Here is a 20,123-nt window from a genome sequence, read left to right on the forward strand (position 1 = left end):
GCTGTTTTGGCTCATTTAGGACACATAACCTAAAACAGGGGATCGAAAAATACCATAAATAGGGTATTGTCACCGGAGGCACACTCCTTTATCTTAGCCTTAACAATTCAGAGAATACTTCTGTATCTGTTCACCGCTGGTTAAAAGCCTCTCATTCTTGGGAGGCTTTTTTATTTTCAAATTGTTTTTTTTAATCTCCCCAACAATTTCGAGTGCTTCAGGTTTATCCTTTTATGGAAAAGACAGCCACCAAAACAAGAAAAAAGTCATTAAGCCAGGAGGACTTCAAATTGGCTTATATGGATCACGTACTTACGCACGGCTCCAATCCGGCTTCAGTTTTTGCTTTTGCAAAGGATCTGAAAAGCACTGAGGCACAGTTTTACTCATACTTTAATTCTTTCAAAGCACTGGAACGAACCATTTGGAGTGACTGGTTTGCACAAACCATCAAAACCATAGAAGAAGATCCAGCCTACGCAGAGTACACCGTGAGGGAGAAACTCCTGGGTTTTTATTTTACCTGGCTGGAAATTCTCAAAAATAATCGAAGCTTCGTGCTGAAGCGCTTCGAGGAGATCAGCAGAAAGGAACTTAACCCTTATTTTCTGGAGGGGGTACAGCCACATTTTAAGTCTTATGTGAATGATTTAGTTACCGAAGGAAAGGATACCACGGAAGTAGCCGAACGGCCATTTACCAATCAGTACGAAAAAGCCTTTTGGCTTCACTTTCTGTTTATTACCCGGTTTTGGGTCAATGATGATAGCTCCGATTTTGAAAAGACAGATGCGGCCATTGAGAAGTCTGTTAACCTGGCCTTCGATCTGGTAGGCAAAGGGCCTTTGGATTCGATGCTTGATTTTGCAAAGTTTCTTTTCCAAAACAAGTAAAACCCATCAATCCTTCCTGAGTAAGTGCTCATGAAGGAATCCATAGACAAAGGCTTTGTTTTCTACTTTCTCGGAAACATTAGCGGCTCCAGAGTGGCCTGTGCCTTGTTGTGTCCACAATAGCGCCGGATTACTACCTGAAAGGCCTTGCAAAGCAGCTGCAAATTTGAAGGAATGAAGTGGTGGTACCCGGTCGTCGGTATGGGCTGTCACCAACAAGGTGGGTGGATATTCAATACCCTCTTTTAGGTTATGATAGGGAGAGTAGGAGGCCAGGTTGAGAAACTGTAAGGAGTCCGAGGCTGACCCAAACTCCTTTACCCATTTCGGACCAACAGTAAAACGTTCGTAGCGGAGCATGTCCAACACGCCAACTTTTATCACCACCGCTCCGAACAGTTCAGGACGCTGAGTGAGTACGGCCCCTGCCACGAGCCCGCCGTTGGAGCTGCCTATGAAGCCCAACTTTGCAGGTTGGGTATGCTTTTCATCAATCAGGTATTCAGCTGCTGCAATCACATCATCAAAGGTGTTTTGCTTTTGATCGAGCCTGCCATTTTTCCACCAATCGAATCCCAGTTCGCCGCCCCCACGTGCGTGCACAAAGGCAAAAGCTCCTCCTTGTTCGATAAAATAAATAATCCCTGGATCATAGTGAGGGTTGCTGATCACACCAAAACCACCATAGGCAGAGAGAAGAAATGGAGTCTTTCCGTCTTTTTTGAGTTCGTTCTTATAGACGATGAAGATCGGAATCATAGTGCCATCTTTGGATGGGAAGTATTGGGTGGAGAATTTGAAGGATTGAAAATCGAAATTGACTCCTGTACGCTCCACCACACTGTAGTCATAGTTGTTAAGATCAAGCTTGCACACTACAGGCGGTATGGTAAAGGACTGTAGCAGGAAAATGAAATCTCCTGAAGCCTTTTGGTAGCTCATATTGGAGACAGAAACACCCCCGGGTAGGTCTACCTCCTTGAGAATGTTTCCTTCCAAATCCACCACGGTCATAAATGGCTTACTCAATGCCTGATAGGAAACGACTATTTTGTCATCCATGAGCTCATATCCCGTGATCTGGGCGTCTTCATACTCGGGCGTGACCCTTCTAATCTCCAGGGGTTTCTGAGCCGTGAAGGCGATAATTTGTGATTTGTTATGGATGGTGGCTTCCATAAACAAATGCCCATGCTTGAAATCGATAAACTCAAGGGAATAATTGACCTTATAATGCAGAGGCCTGAAAGCCTTTATATCACTGGTCGGATCAAAATAGAGATAACTATACTGGTTCTTGATTGGGTTGTGAATTTCTAGTACGTACATGTCCTGCTGATAGGTGCCAGACAGTTGAAAGTCATCATAGGGTGAATTGGTTTTGAAAACTAAGGAGTCATCTTCCTGCTCTGTGAAAAGTCGGTGGTAGTAGACTTCCGAATCCAAGGTCTGATCTGTGATAGCACCTTGCTGGTACTTTTTATAGAAAAACCCATTGTTTAGCCAGCTGACGTTTGAGAATTTAACCCCAGTCAGAATTTCTGGTGGAGAAACACTTCCCTCCGTAGATTGAATTTTGATCTCTCGCCAGTCACTTCCATTCCTACTGTAGAGGTAGGCCAGGTATCGATCGTCCTTCGATGGCGCGAAATTCTCGATAACGATTCGGTCGTTATTTGAAATGAATTTGGGATCAACCAGTACCCGATAGTCGTTAAAGGATCGCTCGCGATAGTAAATGCTGGGAGCAGAGAGGTCATCATCATAGAAGAGACGATAATTGGATTCATGGTTGCTGCTAAAGTTGATATTGGCGTAAGTATTCCATCGTTTTTTCTGCAACATATATTCATTGAGCATATTGATGGTATTGTTCCGGTTGGCAAGCTTCCTCAGATGCTTTTGAGATACGTCATTCTGCGCCTCCACCCATATCCGTACCTCTGGCCGGTCGATCTCCTCCAGCCATTGGTATTCATCCATTACCTGGTATCCATGATATTCATTGATGGTAGGTCGCTTGATTGTTGGCGGGTATTCCAGGCTTTGACTATTGATAGAAAAAGAGGTCAGGATAATTGATGAGAGTAGAAGTGACGGCAGGTAGGGTAGTCTGAGCATGTTAAGCATTTTCTTTTCAAACAGTTAAGTAAGGTAGATTCCCTCAAACTTTATTTCAAAATAATCCAACCTTTTAGATACACGGTAAGTTCTACCTGCAATTAACAGAGATATGAAAGAGCAAGGAAGAATTCCGGTGGGTAAGGTGTCAAGGGCTGCCAAATTTGTGAAAACAGGCGCCAAGGTTGGAGGAAACTATGTGAAGCACTATGGACGAAAGATCATGGATAAAAATGCCTCCCGTGAGCAGCTGGATCAGGACAATGCAGAGGATATTTATGAATCACTCAGTGAGCTTAAGGGCAGCGCCCTGAAGGTAGCTCAGATGCTGTCCATGGATAAGAATTTATTACCAACAGCCTACCAGGATAAGTTTGCCATGAGTCAGTATAGCGCACCGCCATTGTCTTATCCTTTGGTAGTAAAGACCTTTCAGAAATACTTTGGAATGGCACCGACGGAACGGTTTAATTCCTTCTCCAAAAGCGCTGTAAATGCAGCATCTATTGGTCAGGTGCATAAGGCCACTTTGGGAGATAAAACACTTGCTGTAAAGATCCAGTATCCGGGCATATCAGATAGCGTCCGGTCAGACCTGAAGCTGGTCAAACCATTTGCTCTCCGGCTCTTTGGACTGAACGAGCGAGAGCTGGATCAGTATATGGATGAGGTAGAAGGTAAACTGCTGGAAGAAACCGATTATGAGCTAGAGGTCTCCCGATCCAAGCGGATTTCTGAGGCTTGTCAGGCGATACCAAACTTGTTGTTCCCGCAGTATTATGAAGAGCACTCTGCTGCTCGCATCATCACCATGGACTGGCTGGAGGGGCAGCACATTCGCGAGTTTCTGACCACCAATCCTACACAGGAAATCAGGGATCAGATAGGGCAGGCTATGTGGGAATTCTACCATCATCAGATCCATCATATCAAGGCCGTTCATGCGGACCCGCATCCCGGAAATTTCCTAATGCGGCCCGATGGAACTTTAGGTATCATCGACTTTGGATGTGTAAAAGAAATCCCGGAGGATTTCTATACGGCCTATTTCAAATTGATGAATAAATGCCTTCTTCAGGACGATCTGGAATTGGTACCGGTTCTTTATGATTTGAGCTTCATTTATGCTGACGACTCTGATAAAGAGAAACAACTCTATGTATCCCTATTTAAGGAGATGATGGGACTTCTTGGTCGCCCCTTTCATACTGATTTTTTCGACTTCTCGGATGATGCATATTTTAAGAAAATTTACGAACTCAGTGAACGACTGGGAAGTATGAAGGAGCTTCGAAACTCCAGACATGCCAGAGGTTCGAGACACGGTCTTTATATCAATCGCACATACTTTGGATTGTACCAGCTTCTCAATATGCTGGGAGCCAAAATCCGTACGAGTAAACCTGATTGGTTGAAGTAATTCGGTGGTCATTTCATTTATCCTTAGGGTTTAGCTATCTTTTGAGAATGAAGACAACATACCTGATTTTTGCATTGGCCATGGCCCTCATTTCATGTGATAATCCCAGTGTTTTGGAGCTGGGCGAAAAATGGCAATCTATTGAGCGAGATTTGCAAACTCAGCTCATCACAGCTGGAGATAGTGCGGTCATAGAACTGCCAGAAGGCCACTTTATGTTTACAAAATCACTTTTGGTGGATGGTAATAAATACCTGACTATCAAGGGGCAAGGTATAGATAAAACAATTCTCTCTTTTGAGATGCAGGAAGAGGGTGCTGAAGGCCTTAAAATTGCTAATGGAGTTAGCATTATCATTGAAAATTTCACAATAGAGAATGCCAAGGGTGATAATATCAAGGTCACAGATACCAGGGGAATTACCATCCGAAACGTTAAGTCGCAGTGGACTGGTACCCCAGAGGAATCTAACGGGGCCTATGCATTTTACCCCGTCCTATCCAGCAATGTGCTGGTAGAAAATTGTATTGCTATCGGGGCCTCCGATGCGGGGATTTATGTAGGGCAATCAGACAGTGTGATCATCAGAAACAACGAAGCCTACTACAACGTGGCAGGCATAGAAAGTGAGAATTCCCGATGGGTGGAAATCTATGGAAATCATGCCCATGACAACACTGGTGGGGTCCTTGTTTTTGATCTCCCCGGCCTTACCCAATATGGCCACACCACGAGGGTGTTTAGCAATAACATCTATGAGAATAATTTCAGAAATTTTGCACCGAAAGGCAATGTGGTGGCTACCGTTCCTCCCGGCACTGGTGTCATGCTTTTGGCCACCCGAAACATTGAGATTTTCGATAACCTCATCGCAGACAATCGGACTATAGGTACGGCCATAGCCAGCTATGACCTGGTGGAAGCAATGGCTACAGCTGAGGAGTCACAGTTGAACGAAAACATAGAAAAGTCCAAAAAGGATGTAGGCTACGATCCTTATCCTAATGAAGTTTACATACACAATAATGTCTACAAGAATAGCTTCTGGTTTCCTACGTGGAAGAATGATTTCGGCTTGCTGTTTACTATGAAATTCCCATTTGTTACACCCGATATTGCTTGGGACGGAATCTCCCCGGATGGGTCTGACTTTGCGCTGTGTGTGGAGCAGGAAGATGTGAAGTTCGCCAACCTGGATGCTGCGAATGATTTTGAAAATCTCACCACCGACCTGGGGCGGTTCAGCTGTGTGGGAAACTTCGTTGATCCTATTTTTTAGAGATGAAAATTATCAGCTTACTCTTATTGGTGGTTGTTTTTATGGGTTGTGATTCCACACCCAAAAAGAAGGTGATAGAAGAGGTAAACCTGGTGGGTACAGTGGGGCTGGATCAGCCAGAAAAGCTCTCCGATTGGGGCCTGTTTTCGAGGCCACTCAAGGAGCTGTCCCCGGCTGCAGGTGTGCTTCCGTATGACCTCAATTCTCCACTTTTTTCAGACTATGCTCAAAAGGCAAGGTTCGTTAAAATACAGGATGGTACCATGGCCATTTATGATTCCATGGAGGTCATGAATTTTCCGGTGGGAACCATTCTAATTAAGATTTTTTATTACGCGAACGATTTGAGAAAGACCGATGGAGAGCCAAGGATTATTGAAACGCGATTGCTGATACATGAGTCTCAAGGTTGGAATGCGCTCACCTATGTTTGGAACGATGAACAGTCAGAAGCCTTTTTGGAAATAGCTGGCAAGACTGTGCCGGTATCATGGACTGACGAGTCTGGAATTCTAAAAAGAGTAAACTATTCGGTGCCCAATCTTGTGCAGTGCAAGAGCTGCCATGAGCGCTCTGGTCAGATGGCGCCCATCGGTCCCTCGGCGCGGCAGCTCAATCGGGATTATACCTATGAGGCAGGCCTGGCGAATCAGCTGGATCACTGGGCAGAGGCTGGGATACTCTCCGGTTTACCCGATACACATCACCGACCGAAACTACCCGTATGGGATGACGAGCGCACCGGTGCGCTTGATTTGCGTGCCCGTGCCTGGTTGGAGACCAACTGTGCACATTGTCACCGTGCGGAGGGGCCTGCAAAGAACACCGGTCTTTACCTGACCTACACCGAAACGGACAGCTATAAGCTGGGTATCAACAAACCTCCGGTGGCCGCAGGGAGAGGTTCCGGAGGACTGACCTACGGTATTGTGCCCGGTCAGCCGGATCAATCGATCCTGGTTCATCGCATTGAGTCACTGGATCCCGGGGTAATGATGCCGGAGGTGGGTCGTAAAATGAGACATGAGGAAGGGATTGAACTCATTCGCCAATGGATCACTCAAATGGAGGCTGAGCGACATTTATGAGTTAATTTTTACCTTAGCAAACCTTTTCATCCGCCAGTGATGTTCTGAATTTTCAAAAACTTGAAAAATCTATGAAAGAATTGATAACGGCACCATGGCCCTGGTATGTGGCTGGGCCATTGATCACACTGGTAATGGTATTGATGCTTCTGTTTGGCAAAAGCTTCGGGATATCATCCACACTCAAAACGGTCTGTTCTATAGGCGGGGCTGGTCGCTGGAGTGACTTTTTTCGGTTCGACTGGAAGTCAGCTTCGTGGAACCTGTTTTTTGCGGCTGGGGCCATCATTGGTGGGTACATCGCTTCCTCGTATATGGCTCCGGAGCAGGCTATCGCGCTCAATCCCGCTACGGTGGCCTCTTTGCAGACTTACGGTATCGACAATGCCGGAGCGGAGTTTCTTCCCAGAGAGATTTTCAATCTTCAAAACCTCCTGACGGGGCAGGGCTTGATCTTCATGGTGCTGGGCGGTTTCATGGTAGGCTTTGGCACTCGTTATGCTGATGGCTGCACCTCAGGTCACGCCATCAGTGGCTTGAGCAATCTCCAGTGGCCCTCGCTGGTAGCTGTGGTTGGCTTCTTTATTGGCGGCCTTATTGTTACACACTTGATTTTACCCGGCATACTATGAGCAGGTTCAGATTTTTATTAGCAGGAGTGTTTTTTGGCATTGTATTGACCAAGGCAGAAGTGATCTCGTGGTATCGGATTTATGAAATGTTCCGGTTCGAATCCTTTCATATGTACGGGGTGATTGGCTCGGCGGTGGTGCTGGGGATTATTGCTGTCCAAATAATCAAAAGATTCAATATCAAGGATATTTCCGGTAACCCTATTGTGATACAGGAGAAGGCTAAAAGGTTTTGGCCTCCGCTGATTGGCGGAACCATCTTTGGTTTTGGTTGGGCACTGACCGGTGCGTGTCCCGGTCCTATATACATTCTCATCGGAAATGGATTTATGGCTTTTGGTGTCGTTTTTCTGGCGGCAGTGCTGGGCACCTTTGTGTATGGTCTGGTGATGGATAAGCTTCCGCAGAGGTAGGGCAATTAGTGTCAATCATTTTTGGTTATCTTTCGGAGACTAAACCCAAAAATGATATGAAATACACTGAAGGCATGCTGCGAGAGGGCGCACTGAAAGGAAAGACGATCCTCGTCACTGGTGGAGGTACCGGATTGGGCAAATCCATGGGCACCTATTTTTCGGAGTTGGGAGCCAACCTCATTATCACCAGCCGAAAACTGGATGTGCTGGAGGAAACAGCCAAAGAAATCTCTGATCAAACGGGAAACCCGGTGCTTCCGCTGGCTTGCGATGTACGCGAATATGATCAGGTCGAAAAGGCCATTGCAGACTCGAAGGCTCAGTTTGGCCACATAGACGTGTTGCTCAATAATGCGGCAGGCAACTTTATCAGCCCCACAGAGCGTCTTTCTCACAGGGCATTTGATACGGTGGTGGATATTGTGCTCAAAGGCTCTTACAATTTCACCCTGGCACTCGGCAAAGACTGGATTGCTGACAAACATCCGGGAAACATTCTCAGTATAGTCACGACTTACGCGTGGACAGGTTCGGGCTATGTGGTGCCTTCGGCTTGCGCCAAAGCCGGTGTACTGGCCATGACGAGATCATTGGCTGTGGAGTGGGCACACTATGGCATCAGAGCCAATGCCATCGCGCCAGGGCCATTTCCTACCAAAGGAGCATGGGACCGATTGCTACCAGGCGGGCTGAAGGAGAAATTTGATCCAGCCAACAAAGTACCTGTAGGCAGGGTAGGCGTGCATCAGGAGCTGGCCAACCTGGCTGCTTATCTGGTGTCGGATTATTCGGCCTATGTGAATGGTGAAGTAGTGACCATAGACGGAGGCGAGTGGCTCAAAGGTGCCGGAGAGATGAATCAACTGGACCAGGTGCCTGAAGAACTTTGGGATGCGATGGAGATGTCCAGAAAAGGAGGCTCAAAGATCAAAATGATGTGGGCATACCTGAATGGCATGCGCAAGATGAAGTTTAGGAGATAAGTAAAGACTGGCTGGAGTATCTCCAGCCGGTCACATTTTTCCATGATGGTTATGCCATTGCTTTCAGTCTGTTTACATCTAGCCAGGAGCCGGCATTTTCACAATCAACTCCCTGATGCCTGAGATAGGTATGGGCCTGACCACTGCGATTGCCACTGGCACAGCACAATAGTACGGTTCCTTTGATCTCTTTTATTTCCTGTACCCGCTGTGGGATTTCATTGAGGGGGATGTTGATGGAGCCTACCACATTTCCACCTTGAAATTCGCCAGGGGTTCTCACATCTATCACGGTAGCTCCCTGAGCCATAAGTTCTGAAATATTCATTTTGTTTTTTATTGCAAAGGAAGAGGCTCTGAGTATCATGTTTGGTAACAATGGTTACTTAAGCTCCTGAGTGGTACAGTTAACTTTGGCTTATGAAAAAATTACTTGAAAGCAATCAACTCCTTCGCACGTCCGGTCTGTTATCACTGACTTTGGGGCTAGCTCCTTTTGTGCCGGAGCCTCATGTTTGGGGCAAAGTCCAATGGGTTTTGGGTGGAGCTGCAGGCATGCAGCCTATGGATTATTTTGACTTGCTCCTGCACGGAACACCCTGGTTGCTGTTTTTTACACTTTTGATTTATCGGGGATTTCGCTATTTGCTCCCTGGCTAGTGGTGCCATATCTTAGGTCGTGAACAAAAAATCTGCTTTAGGGGTTCTACTCGTATATCAAAGCAGTATGAAAACACCGACCTATTCCCTTCTGTTTGTTTTCCTAATGTCTTGTGGTGCCATCAATGGCCCGGTGGCTGATGATATGCCAAAACCACATACCGAATTCATCAACTGTTTTTGTGATCAGTACAATTCCACCACAGACTGGGTTTACTGCACCCCTGTGAATGTGGACCTGGCCGGATTACCGATAGAAAGTGCAGTCATGAGTTATTCCGTCCGGATCACCAGAGGAGGCGATGTGCTGGAGGCTGAACTCTATGACGTCAAGGGCCAGCAAGCTATACCGCTGACCAGGGTGGAGTCGGTGATCGGGTATGTGATGCATACCCGAAAGACGGAAAACATTGCGGGTTATCTTCAGGATCATGCAAAAGAGCTTGTCATTCGCTTTCGGGTGAATAGGGAGGGAGCCGTGGGCTACATTTCTAATGGCTCGGGTATTCAGTTGACTTACAAAAATTGAGACAAAAAAAAGGGGAATATGAATGCTTTCATATTCCCCTTTTTCAGTCAAATCAATAAGGATTACTCGCCCGCTACAATCCAGGATTGAAGGACTTTATACTGACTTTCAGTGGGCTCTTCTACAAACTCAAGGAAGTGCTGATCCATTGTCTCGATTTGCAGTGCCTTGGCTTTGAGCTTTTTGCTCTTCACTTTACCATTTTTCTCACGTTTTACCACCACGGTCACCTTGGTGCCCGGAGTAGTGTTGGCTTTGAAATCACTGATGATCTTACGCACTGCTGACAGTTCAAAAGCCTGACCATTGAATTCAGTGATCACGTCGCCCACCTGATAGCCAAGATCTTTGGCGAAAGCATTGGCTTCCGAAAGGTCATCCACCATGATTTCTCTTTCTTCGGTAAGGGTGATCCCAATATCACCAAAAGTGATTTCACTGCCAGGTTTCTCTGCAATGTATTCTATGCCAGCCCAGCTGAGTACTTCTGCTATTGGCAATGGCGTGTCGCCACTTACATAAGTCCTTAGAAACTCACCCACCTCAGGGTAAGTAAGTGCCTCTATTACGCCGAACAACTCGTCATCTTCAAAAGACACCTGCATACCGTACTTTTTGGCCAGCTCTCTCATAAGCCACTGCAGGTCTTTTTCACCATCAGAGTACTTGATGAGGTAGAGGTCGAGGCACATCCCGATCAGTGCACCTTTGTAATACACGTTGGTGTACATTCTTTCAAATTCCGGTTCCAGGATTCGCTCACTCATTTCTGTGAAGGAAACATTAGGGAAACGGTCGGCGGTCCGGAGTTTGTCCTGAATCTCCTCCATGAAGGTCTCTGGCCCGTAGAGGTTGTATTTCACTTGCACATGCATGGAGCTGTATTCTGTCACGCCTTCATATAGCCAAAGGTGCTTGGACATTTCAGGCTCTATGTAGTTGAACTCACCGATTTCCTTAGAATGGATATTCAAGGGTGTGACGATGTGAAAAAACTCATGGGCCGCCACGTCTCTTACCGTTTGACCAATCCTATCAGCGCCCGCTTCAGGAAGTGAATATACAGACGAGTAGCTGTGCTCCAGTGCGCCCATCGCACCGGATAGGGTGCCATCATCGTTGAGGTAGATGAGGTAGGCGTATCTGTCTACCGGCAGTTGCCCACCCAGGTACTTACTTTGTGCTTCCATCAGGTCATAGATCTTGTCCATAACCTCAGCAGCAGAGAGGGCCTTGTTAGGCGAAAACACAGAAACCAGCACATTGGCATTGGCGATTTTTCGGGAGATGGTATCCGGTACACTGTACATGATAGGGCCATCTGCGAGAAAATTAAAGTCGTCTGCAAAGAAGAGGTCTTCAGTTGCGTTGACTGTTTTCTTTCTCAGTGCGGTGGCCCCAAAGGTGTTTTCTCCGTGGGTAATGCTCACCTCATAGGGAGAAAATTTCAACCCATCCAGATAACCGATAAACCCAAAAGTATTCAACACAAAGACTTTCTCTTCGGCATTGATGTTGGTGCCGCCGGGTTCAAATACGATATTGTCTCCGTACCCATCAAACTTATCCCAGGTGTCATCTACCAGATAAGTAATCTTATGTAACTGACCACCGTTGGCTATTTTCCACCGGTTGATAGAAAGGGTGTCTACCTGCAGGGAGTTTCCTTCTTTGTCGAAGGCTTTGAAATCGGAGACGAATCTTCCGAAATCGGAGATGCTATAAGTACCCGGCACCACTTTGGCCATGTGATACTCCAGGTATTCAGCATCTGACGAGGGGGTGTAGATGGTCACTGGGACCTGATCATTGGCAGTGGCCGTAAGGTCTATCTCCACTTTGTACTTTTCAGACTGGGCGTATGACCAGCTCAGCGTCAGTAGCATCAACGCCGCTATCACAGACTTTTTCATAGTTGTTCTTTTGATTTTAGAGTGGCGCAAAGAAATATAATTTTGAGGCATTCTTAGGGATGTTTTATGCCAATGGTTAGGCCTACTGACAAATGGTAGGTGGGTTGATCTATACACAAAGGATTAATCTTTTTAGCTTACGCTCCCTCTTGAATCTTTCTATATTTGCGGTCAATTCTACTTACAAACATGTCAAACAAGGAATTTAAAAGATATACGATCACCTCTGCGCTGCCTTACGCCAATGGTCCGGTGCATATTGGTCATCTGGCCGGGGTATATGTGCCCGCAGATATTTATGCACGTTTTTTGAGATTGAAAGGTCGCGATGTGGCTTTCATTTGTGGCTCCGATGAGCACGGAGTGGCTATAGAGTTGAGGGCGCGCAAAGAAGGAGTGACTCCTCAGCAGGTGGTAGACAAGTACCACGAGCAGATCAAAAAGTCATTTGAGCAATTTGGGATTAGTTTCGATATCTACTCTCGCACCAGCTCAGCAACACATCATAAAACAGCCTCGGATTTCTTTAAGAAACTGAATGACCATGGCAAATTTGTAGAGCAGTCTTCTGAGCAGTTCTATGACCCAAAAGCCAAGCAATTTTTGGCGGATCGATACATCAAGGGAACTTGCCCTACCTGTAGCTTCCCGGAGGCTTACGGTGATCAGTGTGAGAACTGTGGCTCAACGTTGAGCCCGGCGGAGCTGATCAATCCCAAGTCGATGCTGAGCGGCGAATCGCCGGTAATGAAGGAGACCAAACACTGGTATTTTCCACTGGATCAGTACGAGGAATGGCTGAGACACTGGATAGTGGAGGAGCACCCCGAGTGGAAATCCAATGTGGCGGGTCAGTGCAAGAGCTGGCTGGACAATGGCCTGCGACCAAGGCCAATGACCCGGGATCTGGATTGGGGGATTCCCGTGCCGTTGGAAGGGGCAGAAGGTAAGGTGCTATATGTATGGTTTGATGCCCCGATAGGGTACATCTCTGCCACCAAGGACTGGGCAGCCTCAGTGGGGAAAAACTGGGAGGACTATTGGAAAAATGAGGATACCCGGCTCATTCACTTTATTGGTAAAGACAACATCGTATTTCATTGTGTGATCTTCCCCGCATTGCTCAAAGCAGATGGAGACTATATACTGCCAGACAATGTGCCAGCCAATGAATTTCTGAACCTGGAGTCCAACAAGATTTCCACCTCCAGAAATTGGGCGGTGTGGCTGCATGAGTATCTGGAGGAATTTCCTGACAAACAGGATGTGCTGAGGTATGTACTGACCGCCAATGCGCCGGAGACCAAAGACAATGACTTCACCTGGAAGGACTTCCAGACCCGTAACAACAGTGAGCTGGTGGCCATTTTTGGCAACTTCATCAACCGTGCTGTAGTGCTTACGCACAAATATTTTGATGGTAAAATCCCTTCACGAAATGAGCTCACCGAGCGGGATGAAGAAGTGATTGCTGCCATTCGGACTTACCCTGAGAAAATAGAAAAGTCACTGGAGCAGTTCAGGTTTAGAGAAGCCTCCACCCACTTGATGGACCTGGCCCGTGAAGGCAATAAATACCTGGCCGACACAGAACCATGGAAGCTGATCAAGACAGACCAGAGCCGGGTGGAGACCATCATGAACATCGCCCTGCAGCTGGCTGGGAGTCTGGCCATCTTATCTGAGCCTTTTCTCCCCTTCACCTCCGATAAGCTGAGAAAGATGCTTAACCAGACGGAAGTGGCCTGGTCTATGGCTGGCGGTTTGGGACTGATGGCCGACGGTCAGCAGATCAATGAAGGCGTGTTGCTTTTTGATAAAATAGAAGATGAAACAGTAGAAGCACAAGTACAAAAACTAATGGATACAAAGAAAGCAAATGAGGCAGCCAACGAGGTGCCCAAAGTGGCTCCGGCCAAAGATGAGGTGGTATTTGATGACTTCATGAAAATGGACCTGCGGGTAGGGGAGATCAAGACCGCCGAGAAGGTGGAGAAATCCAATAAGCTGCTGAAGTTCACGGTAGATACGGGCTTGGATGTGCGGACGATTGTGAGTGGAGTAGCTAAGCATTTCACTGCAGAAGAAATGATAGGCCGGAAGGTGGTGGTGATGTCAAATCTCGCACCCCGGAAGATCATGGGCATCGAGTCTCAGGGCATGCTCCTTTTTGCCGAAAATGCGGACGGTTCGCTCAAGGCAGTGAGTCCTGACAAAGACGCAGAGAATGGTGCCGGCATAGCCTAAAGGGCAATAGCAGCGTTAGAGAAAGCCCCTACCGGACTGCAAGTGCTGGTAGGGGCTTTCTTGTTTATTGGTGGGGTTACTGACTGGGAATGCTGCGGTATTTCTTTCTAACTTATCAGCATTGGATGGATGGGTGCTGCGCTATTGGAAAAAAATACGTATCTAAGATTCAAAACTGTAACGTTGTTTTACTGAAAACGACGTGTTGTTTATAGGAAAAGTACCGCATTGGCGGAATCACACATGACTTTGTCTGGCCTGTGACGGAGCTTAGGGTATACGGTGGTTGTCTAGCTGGATAAATCAAAACGAGTTTGTTTTTAATGAGGGATATCTTCCACCAGAACTTCAATACCGGCTTGATCAAAATAAGTACAGGTCATGGTGTCGATATTGATGGCCCATTTTTCAATACCAAATTGGGCACACATCCTAATGAACGTGAGGAAATCTGTTTGGCCTTGCTGGTGAGCCGCTAATCCGTCTTTAAAGGATTCATAGTTGGGGCTGTCTGCAATGGGCAATGGGTTGTACTTAGGGGGTACTTTCACCGCATAATGGTTGGGTCCGTGATAGTCGATGTGCCCATCGCCTACATAAGCCACGTAGTGGGTTACACCTAATAGTTTGATTTCCTGAATATACGTAGGGAAGTCGGCTCCTGATTTGACTTTGCTGTGGGCGGCTTTGAGTTGTTCTATTGTAAACATTGCACTTTGGTTTTTGATTGATCGTTTCGATTTGAGCGACAAAGGTGGGAGCGGGGGAATTTTGGTAATTGTAAAAAGTCGTTGTTTTACAGGGAGCGCTTAAACTGTTCGGGCGTATCCCCCGTGAAGAGCCTGAAGTCTTTGATGAAGTGAGCCTGATCGAAGAAATGATGCTCGTAGCAGATTTCGGTGAGCGATTTGGCCTCATTCAGGCTGTCAAGCACCGCATTGAACCGAATGATTGATGCGAATTTTTTGGGTGTTGTTCCTACTACTTTTCGAAAGCGCTTTTCAAATGCACTCTGACTGATATGCAGTTTTTCAAGCAGCTCCTGAATGCGAATGGTTCCCTGGCTTTGGTAGAGGAGTTTTACCGCTTCTACAATTAAGCGATCTGCCTGAATGTCTTTTAATTGCGAGAGCAAAAACGCTTCAACTATCTGAATGCGCTGCAGGTCTGTAGTGGCTAAAAACAGCTTTTCTTCGACTTCTTTGGTGACTCCCTGATCAAAAATGTCCGCCAAAGACAGGCTTAAGTTGTACAATTCGTTCGTCGGATGTGAAGCAAAATGCGTAAACCCTGTTTCAGTGAAATAAACCAGGATGGTTCCAATGTTAGGGGTGTTTTTAAAGGTTTTATAACTCTTTGATATGCCCGTAATACCTGAGGTGCTGAGTCGGTCTTCCTGCTTGCCATTCATTGCTGAAAGTCGCCCTTTGTATTGAAACCCGATCACCAACCCTGAAGAAGGAAAAACCTTGTACTCACTGCCCAATTCATTCTCCGACACCACAAAATACTTGATGTAGGGTTTTAGCCTTTCGGTCGGAGGATGTCTGTCAAACTTCATGGGACTACCAAGCTAGCAGAATAACCATTACGAGTCAAGGGGCATTTATGGGCCGGGTGATGAAACCATGATAAACCGGAGAGGTATAGTTTTCATAGGTAGTCATTCCTGTGTAGGCGGGAATCACATCCCATATGGCCTGTTCAAACTGAGGATGTTTTATGTCAAAGGATAGGCTCTATCATTTTTATGGAACAAGATCACAGGGAACTTACCATAATACGGTTGCTATTTTGAGCATCTTGTGTTGTAGAATTGTACTATTTCCACAATATGATTTTTAGTGTACCACCCTCGATTGATTCTATCAACCAAGTCTGGACATTCTTTAAAATAATTAGTAGCTGTTTTTTTGAAGGTGCTATTCAGCCATATTTTACCCTTAATTGATAACAACATTAACTCTTCTTCATTCTCCCTTTTCACAAAATAGTAAATGCTTGTTGTTGGTTTGGCCCTCGCCCCATATGGGGAGAAATGGACATATGTTGCTCTTAAGGTATCAATATAAAGGCTCACATTTCCACGTATTTCTAGGGCTTTCATTCCTCTAAAATTTTCATATATAACTTCATTATTTTTATAGCTTATAATATCAGTATTTGATATTTTCCTAAAGTCTGATTCTATTGGATTCCTAAATATTATCCCATTTGATTTTTCTTCAATATATCCGTGCAAGGAATCACCGCTAGTGAGAATTATCCAGTCCAAACTGGTTTTTATGTTTTCTCCTGTAACCTCCTCGATTTCCTCCAAACTCATTCTTTTAATTGTGAATGAAACACCTTTGTTTTCTAAATGGCTTACAAGGGATTCTGATGGTTCAAAGAATAAAATCACTGAATCAATAGCTTCGAACTTAAAGTCACTTCCTTCATTGGTGTAGAATTGTGTACTGGAAGTTGCAGCGATGGATACATTTAAGAATACATCGGAGTTCTTAAGCTTTATGTCAGCACATTTTTGACAATCCCCGGAAATTTGGAACAAGAAGTAGACAAATATTCCAACCAGCATTTTTTTCATAACCTGATCTATCTAATAGTGATTAGAAGAAGAATTGTGTAGCGTGTTTTCATATGGAGCGCCGAGGTAGAGAAACTCGTTTGTACATAATGATCAATGATTTTTAATGAAGGAGGATTCACCCATACCTTAATCCTTATTCCTCACATAGACCAGTTTGTACTTCCCGCCGCGTTGGTTTTCGCGCTGCTCTATTTCAAACTTATTGATCGATTTGATCATAGGAGTGAGCTTCTGGAATCCGAAGTTTCTGGAGTCAAAATTGGGCTGCTTTTTCTGAAGCAGACCACCCACATCGCCCAAGAAGGCCCACCCATCATCATCGGCACAGTCGGAGATGGTGGCACTGATCAGGCTGATCACTTTAGGCGTGATTTTGTCATCCTCATCCTTTTTAGCAGGCTTGCCTTTAGGGTCTTGAGTGGTTTTTTCGGCTTTCTTGAGGATCTCAATGTAGATAAACCGATCACAGGCCACTATAAATGGGTTGGGAGTTTTCTTTTCGCCGATCCCTATCACCGTCATGCCGGCCTCTCTCAGCCGGGTAGCCAGTCGGGTAAAGTCACTATCACTGGAGACCAAACAGAAGCCATTGACCTTTCCGGAGTACAGGATGTCCATGGCATCAATGATCATGGCCGAGTCGGTAGCATTCTTGCCAGTGGTGTAGGCATACTGCTGGATGGGCGTGATGGCGTTTTCCAGCAGCATGTTTTTCCATTTGGAAAGGTTGGGCTTGGTCCAGTCGCCATAAATCCGTTTGATAGTGGGGTTGCCATACTTGGCGATCTCCTCCATCATTTCCTTTACATAAGCTGAGGGGATATTGTCCCCGTCTATGAGTACTGCCAGGTTATGATCTTTGTCCATCTTATAAAGCTACGGCTTTATGATTTGCTAAAGGATAGCTGGAAGAGTTTAATGCCCGAAAAAACGACCCAAAAAAGGTTGACCACCACGAAGGGATAGGCGCCGTTCATGTAGGCATTGTAAAGCAGGAGTGCCGAGCCGCCCAGGTTGAGGAGTAAATAAGGGAAGGAGCCAGCGGCGATTTTCTGAAAGATGTTCAGTACAAAACCTACCAGGAGTGAGCCGGCACCCAGCCAGCCAATAGCTTCTATGATTGTCATGATTGTGCGATTTTTAGATCGGCAAATGTAGGGATTTTCAGATCATGAGTTTTTCACAAAAATCTTTCCGCGACTGGGGTAGTACTTCTCAAAAAGGTAATAGTTGATTCCGTCTTTCAACCCAATATCGGGCACCAGCATGGACCTGGCTCTGGCAGCCTTCATGGCGTGCACATAGATTTCCGAAGCAGGGATGATTACATCGGCCCGGTCGGGGTTCAGTTGCAGCCGATTCAGGCGCTCATCCAGAGTGAGGTTACCGAGGTAGTCCTGTACTTTCATGATGCTTTCCAGCGAGATTTTCCTTTTTTTGGAAACAGGCGAGAGCTCATATATTTTGTTGATGTTTCCTCCTGTACCTATGGCTGTGACTTTCTCCTTATGGTCTTTGAGTTCATCTTTTACCCAGCGCTCTATCTCCTTCCAGGCCCTGGGTGAGTCGTGATGCTCCAGCCGCCTCACTGATCCAATTTTGAAGGATTTGGAAGCCACTTTCTTCTGTTTATAATAGAAATTGAGCTCGGTGCTACCGCCACCCACATCCACATGCAGGTAGGTTTTGTCATCCAGATCCAGACTAATCACTTCATTGATCATTTCGGCTTCTTTCACACCACTGATGATGTTGATTTTTAAGCCCACCTCATTCAGCACCCTTTCGGTAAGTGCTTTTCCGTTGGCAGACTCGCGTATGGCAGAGGTGGCACAGCCAAAATAGTGATCCACTCCATAGAGGTCTATCAGGTTTTTGTAGGCGGTCATCAGTTTCACGAACTTCTCCTGATTCACCGGACTGATCATTTTGTTGGTAAACACGTCATGACCAAGTCTGAGTGGAAACCTCACATACTGGAGTTTTTTGAAGGTAATGAGCTGTTCGTATTCGATTACTTTGGTGACCTGTAAGCGGATGGCATTGGAGCCTATGTCTATTGCAGCAAATTTCATTGGGGAGTAAAAATACTCCTTTGGGTGGATGAGAACCTAATTGCAAATGTTTTTATTGTGTTAATCTCCCCCTATATTTGCCACCACATTTATCGAGAAAGGCAGAGGGATTGGGCCCTATGAAGCCTTGGCAACCTTTTCTGGTCATCTGATCAGGATTTCGGTGCCAACTCCCATCCAGGCATTGTCTGGAAGAGATAAAGTAATCCACTCCGGTACCTTTCTCCTGAATAAATGGTTTTAATCTTTGGATATGAACAAGCTAGAAGAAATAGCTCAGGAGAGAATATTGATTTTGGATGGTGCCATGGGCACCATGATCCAGCGGTATAAGCTGGAAGAGGAGGATTTTAGAAATGAGTCGCTCCAGAATCATCCCTCATCCCTGAAGGGCAACAATGACCTGCTTTCCATCACCCGACCGGATGTGATCAAGGAAATACACGCAGCCTACTTTGCAGCAGGTGCAGACATTGCCGAGACCAACACATTCAGCAGCACTACCATTGCCCAGGCAGATTATCAGCTGGAGCACCTGGCTTACCAACTCAACTATGAGAGTGCGAAGATTGCGCGGGAGGTAGCGGATGAATTCACCGCTAAGGAGCCTCACAAGCCCAGATTTGTGGCAGGGTCTATCGGGCCAACGAACAGAACCGCCTCACTCTCACCGGATGTCAACGACCCGGGTTTCCGTGCAGTGACCTTTGAAGGGTTGAAAGAAGCCTACATAGAGCAGGTCAAAGGACTTCTGGACGGTGGTGCGGATGCGCTGTTGGTAGAAACTGTTTTTGACACGCTGAATGCCAAAGCCGCACTCATGGCCATAGATGAGGTAGTCAGAGAAAGGGGTGTGCGGGTGCCGATCATGGTGTCGGGTACGATCACTGATGCTTCGGGGAGGACCCTTTCTGGTCAGACCACAGAGGCCTTTTTGATTTCGGTTTCTCATATGCCTTTGCTCAGTATTGGTTTGAACTGTGCGCTGGGTGCCAAGCAACTGCGCCCTTATCTGCAGACCCTTGCTGAGAAATCTGATTTTCTGGTAAGCGCTCACCCGAATGCCGGACTGCCCAATGAGTTTGGGGAATATGATGAGAGCGCCGAGGAAATGGCTGCCCAGGTAGAAGAGTACTTGCAAGAGGGGTTAGTGAATATTTTGGGTGGGTGCTGTGGTACCACTCCCGATCACATCAGGGCCATCGCCGAAGTGGCTGGAAGGTATGAGCCGAGGAAGCAAATGACTTCAGATCTCAGTTTTCAGTAATCAGTC

Annotated in this window: 20 protein-coding genes and 1 riboswitch; of the genes, 11 read left to right on the top strand and 9 right to left on the bottom strand. The window is 46.2% G+C overall.

Annotated elements, in window-relative coordinates; all coding sequences use genetic code 11:
* Positions 1-233: 233 nt before the first annotated feature.
* Positions 234-893 carry a TetR family transcriptional regulator C-terminal domain-containing protein gene (locus GV030_RS00110; RefSeq protein WP_159578571.1) on the top strand — a complete coding sequence of 220 codons (660 nt, stop codon included), beginning with the start codon at positions 234-236 and terminating at the stop codon, positions 891-893.
* A 6-nt stretch (positions 894-899) separates the two neighbouring features.
* On the opposite strand, the gene GV030_RS00115 is transcribed toward GV030_RS00110, so the two are convergent.
* Positions 900-3,014, bottom strand: a complete 2,115-nt coding sequence (locus GV030_RS00115; RefSeq protein WP_159578573.1) for a prolyl oligopeptidase family serine peptidase — start codon at positions 3,012-3,014, stop codon at positions 900-902.
* Between the two features lie 100 nt (positions 3,015-3,114).
* On the opposite strand from GV030_RS00115, the gene GV030_RS00120 reads away from it, so the two are divergent.
* From GV030_RS00120 to GV030_RS00145, 6 genes are all read left to right on the top strand, one after another.
* Complete coding sequence (locus GV030_RS00120; RefSeq protein ID WP_159583526.1) at positions 3,115-4,434, top strand: AarF/ABC1/UbiB kinase family protein; 1,320 nt, start codon at positions 3,115-3,117, stop codon at positions 4,432-4,434.
* A gap of 47 nt (positions 4,435-4,481) precedes the next feature.
* Positions 4,482-5,714 carry a parallel beta-helix domain-containing protein gene (locus tag GV030_RS00125; RefSeq protein WP_159578575.1) on the top strand — a complete coding sequence of 411 codons (1,233 nt, stop codon included), beginning with the start codon at positions 4,482-4,484 and terminating at the stop codon, positions 5,712-5,714.
* 2 nt (positions 5,715-5,716) lie between these two features.
* A complete protein-coding gene (locus GV030_RS00130; RefSeq protein ID WP_159578577.1) occupies positions 5,717-6,802 on the top strand; it encodes an SO2930 family diheme c-type cytochrome in 1,086 nt (361 codons plus the stop codon).
* Between the two features lie 71 nt (positions 6,803-6,873).
* Positions 6,874-7,434 (top strand): YeeE/YedE family protein, encoded by a 561-nt coding sequence (locus tag GV030_RS00135; protein WP_159578579.1) that lies wholly within the window; start codon positions 6,874-6,876, stop codon positions 7,432-7,434.
* Positions 7,431-7,847, top strand: a complete 417-nt coding sequence (locus tag GV030_RS00140; RefSeq protein WP_159578581.1) for a DUF6691 family protein — start codon at positions 7,431-7,433, stop codon at positions 7,845-7,847. The genes GV030_RS00135 and GV030_RS00140 overlap by 4 nt, the downstream gene beginning before the upstream one ends.
* A 56-nt stretch (positions 7,848-7,903) precedes the next feature.
* Positions 7,904-8,833: an SDR family oxidoreductase gene (locus GV030_RS00145; RefSeq protein WP_159578583.1), complete on the top strand. Its 930-nt coding sequence runs from the start codon at positions 7,904-7,906 to the stop codon at positions 8,831-8,833.
* A gap of 49 nt (positions 8,834-8,882) precedes the next feature.
* On the opposite strand, the gene GV030_RS00150 is transcribed toward GV030_RS00145, so the two are convergent.
* A complete protein-coding gene (locus GV030_RS00150; protein ID WP_159578585.1) occupies positions 8,883-9,161 on the bottom strand; it encodes a rhodanese-like domain-containing protein in 279 nt (92 codons plus the stop codon).
* A gap of 92 nt (positions 9,162-9,253) precedes the next feature.
* Between GV030_RS00150 and GV030_RS00155 the strand changes: the two genes are divergently transcribed.
* A complete protein-coding gene (locus tag GV030_RS00155; RefSeq protein WP_159578587.1) occupies positions 9,254-9,493 on the top strand; it encodes a hypothetical protein in 240 nt (79 codons plus the stop codon).
* 67 nt (positions 9,494-9,560) lie between these two features.
* A complete protein-coding gene (locus GV030_RS00160; protein WP_159578589.1) occupies positions 9,561-10,022 on the top strand; it encodes a hypothetical protein in 462 nt (153 codons plus the stop codon).
* A gap of 62 nt (positions 10,023-10,084) precedes the next feature.
* On the opposite strand, the gene GV030_RS00165 is transcribed toward GV030_RS00160, so the two are convergent.
* A complete protein-coding gene (locus tag GV030_RS00165; RefSeq protein ID WP_159578591.1) occupies positions 10,085-11,935 on the bottom strand; it encodes a peptidase M61 in 1,851 nt (616 codons plus the stop codon).
* 189 nt (positions 11,936-12,124) lie between these two features.
* Between GV030_RS00165 and metG the strand changes: the two genes are divergently transcribed.
* The gene (metG, locus tag GV030_RS00170; RefSeq protein ID WP_159578593.1) at positions 12,125-14,182 is read left to right on the top strand and encodes a methionine--tRNA ligase; all 2,058 of its coding nucleotides are present in this window, start codon (positions 12,125-12,127) and stop codon (positions 14,180-14,182) included.
* Between the two features lie 320 nt (positions 14,183-14,502).
* On the opposite strand, the gene GV030_RS00175 is transcribed toward metG, so the two are convergent.
* The 6 genes from GV030_RS00175 to GV030_RS00200 all read right to left on the bottom strand — a co-directional run bounded on the left by GV030_RS00175 (position 14,503) and on the right by GV030_RS00200 (position 18,850).
* Positions 14,503-14,892 carry a DUF1398 domain-containing protein gene (locus tag GV030_RS00175; protein ID WP_159578595.1) on the bottom strand — a complete coding sequence of 130 codons (390 nt, stop codon included), beginning with the start codon at positions 14,890-14,892 and terminating at the stop codon, positions 14,503-14,505.
* An 86-nt stretch (positions 14,893-14,978) separates the two neighbouring features.
* Positions 14,979-15,743: a helix-turn-helix domain-containing protein gene (locus GV030_RS00180; protein WP_159578597.1), complete on the bottom strand. Its 765-nt coding sequence runs from the start codon at positions 15,741-15,743 to the stop codon at positions 14,979-14,981.
* A gap of 228 nt (positions 15,744-15,971) precedes the next feature.
* On the bottom strand, positions 15,972-16,772 hold the full coding sequence (locus GV030_RS00185; RefSeq protein ID WP_159578599.1) for a hypothetical protein: 801 nt from the start codon (positions 16,770-16,772) through the stop codon (positions 15,972-15,974).
* Positions 16,773-16,901: 129 nt separating this feature from the next.
* The gene (locus GV030_RS00190; protein WP_159578601.1) at positions 16,902-17,642 is read right to left on the bottom strand and encodes an NYN domain-containing protein; all 741 of its coding nucleotides are present in this window, start codon (positions 17,640-17,642) and stop codon (positions 16,902-16,904) included.
* 17 nt (positions 17,643-17,659) lie between these two features.
* The gene (locus tag GV030_RS00195) at positions 17,660-17,902 is read right to left on the bottom strand and encodes a hypothetical protein (protein WP_159578603.1); all 243 of its coding nucleotides are present in this window, start codon (positions 17,900-17,902) and stop codon (positions 17,660-17,662) included.
* Between the two features lie 42 nt (positions 17,903-17,944).
* Entirely contained in the window at positions 17,945-18,850 is a 906-nt protein-coding gene (locus GV030_RS00200; RefSeq protein WP_159578605.1) for a Ppx/GppA phosphatase family protein, read from the bottom strand.
* 86 nt (positions 18,851-18,936) lie between these two features.
* Positions 18,937-19,054: riboswitch (SAM riboswitch) on the top strand.
* Positions 19,055-19,103: 49 nt separating this feature from the next.
* Here GV030_RS00200 and GV030_RS00205 point away from each other — a divergent pair.
* On the top strand, positions 19,104-20,117 hold the full coding sequence (locus GV030_RS00205; RefSeq protein ID WP_159578607.1) for a homocysteine S-methyltransferase family protein: 1,014 nt from the start codon (positions 19,104-19,106) through the stop codon (positions 20,115-20,117).
* Positions 20,118-20,123 lie beyond the last annotated feature (6 nt).

The sequence above is a fragment of the Marinoscillum sp. 108 genome, assembly GCF_902506655.1.
GTDB classification, from domain to species: domain Bacteria; phylum Bacteroidota; class Bacteroidia; order Cytophagales; family Cyclobacteriaceae; genus Marinoscillum; species Marinoscillum luteum.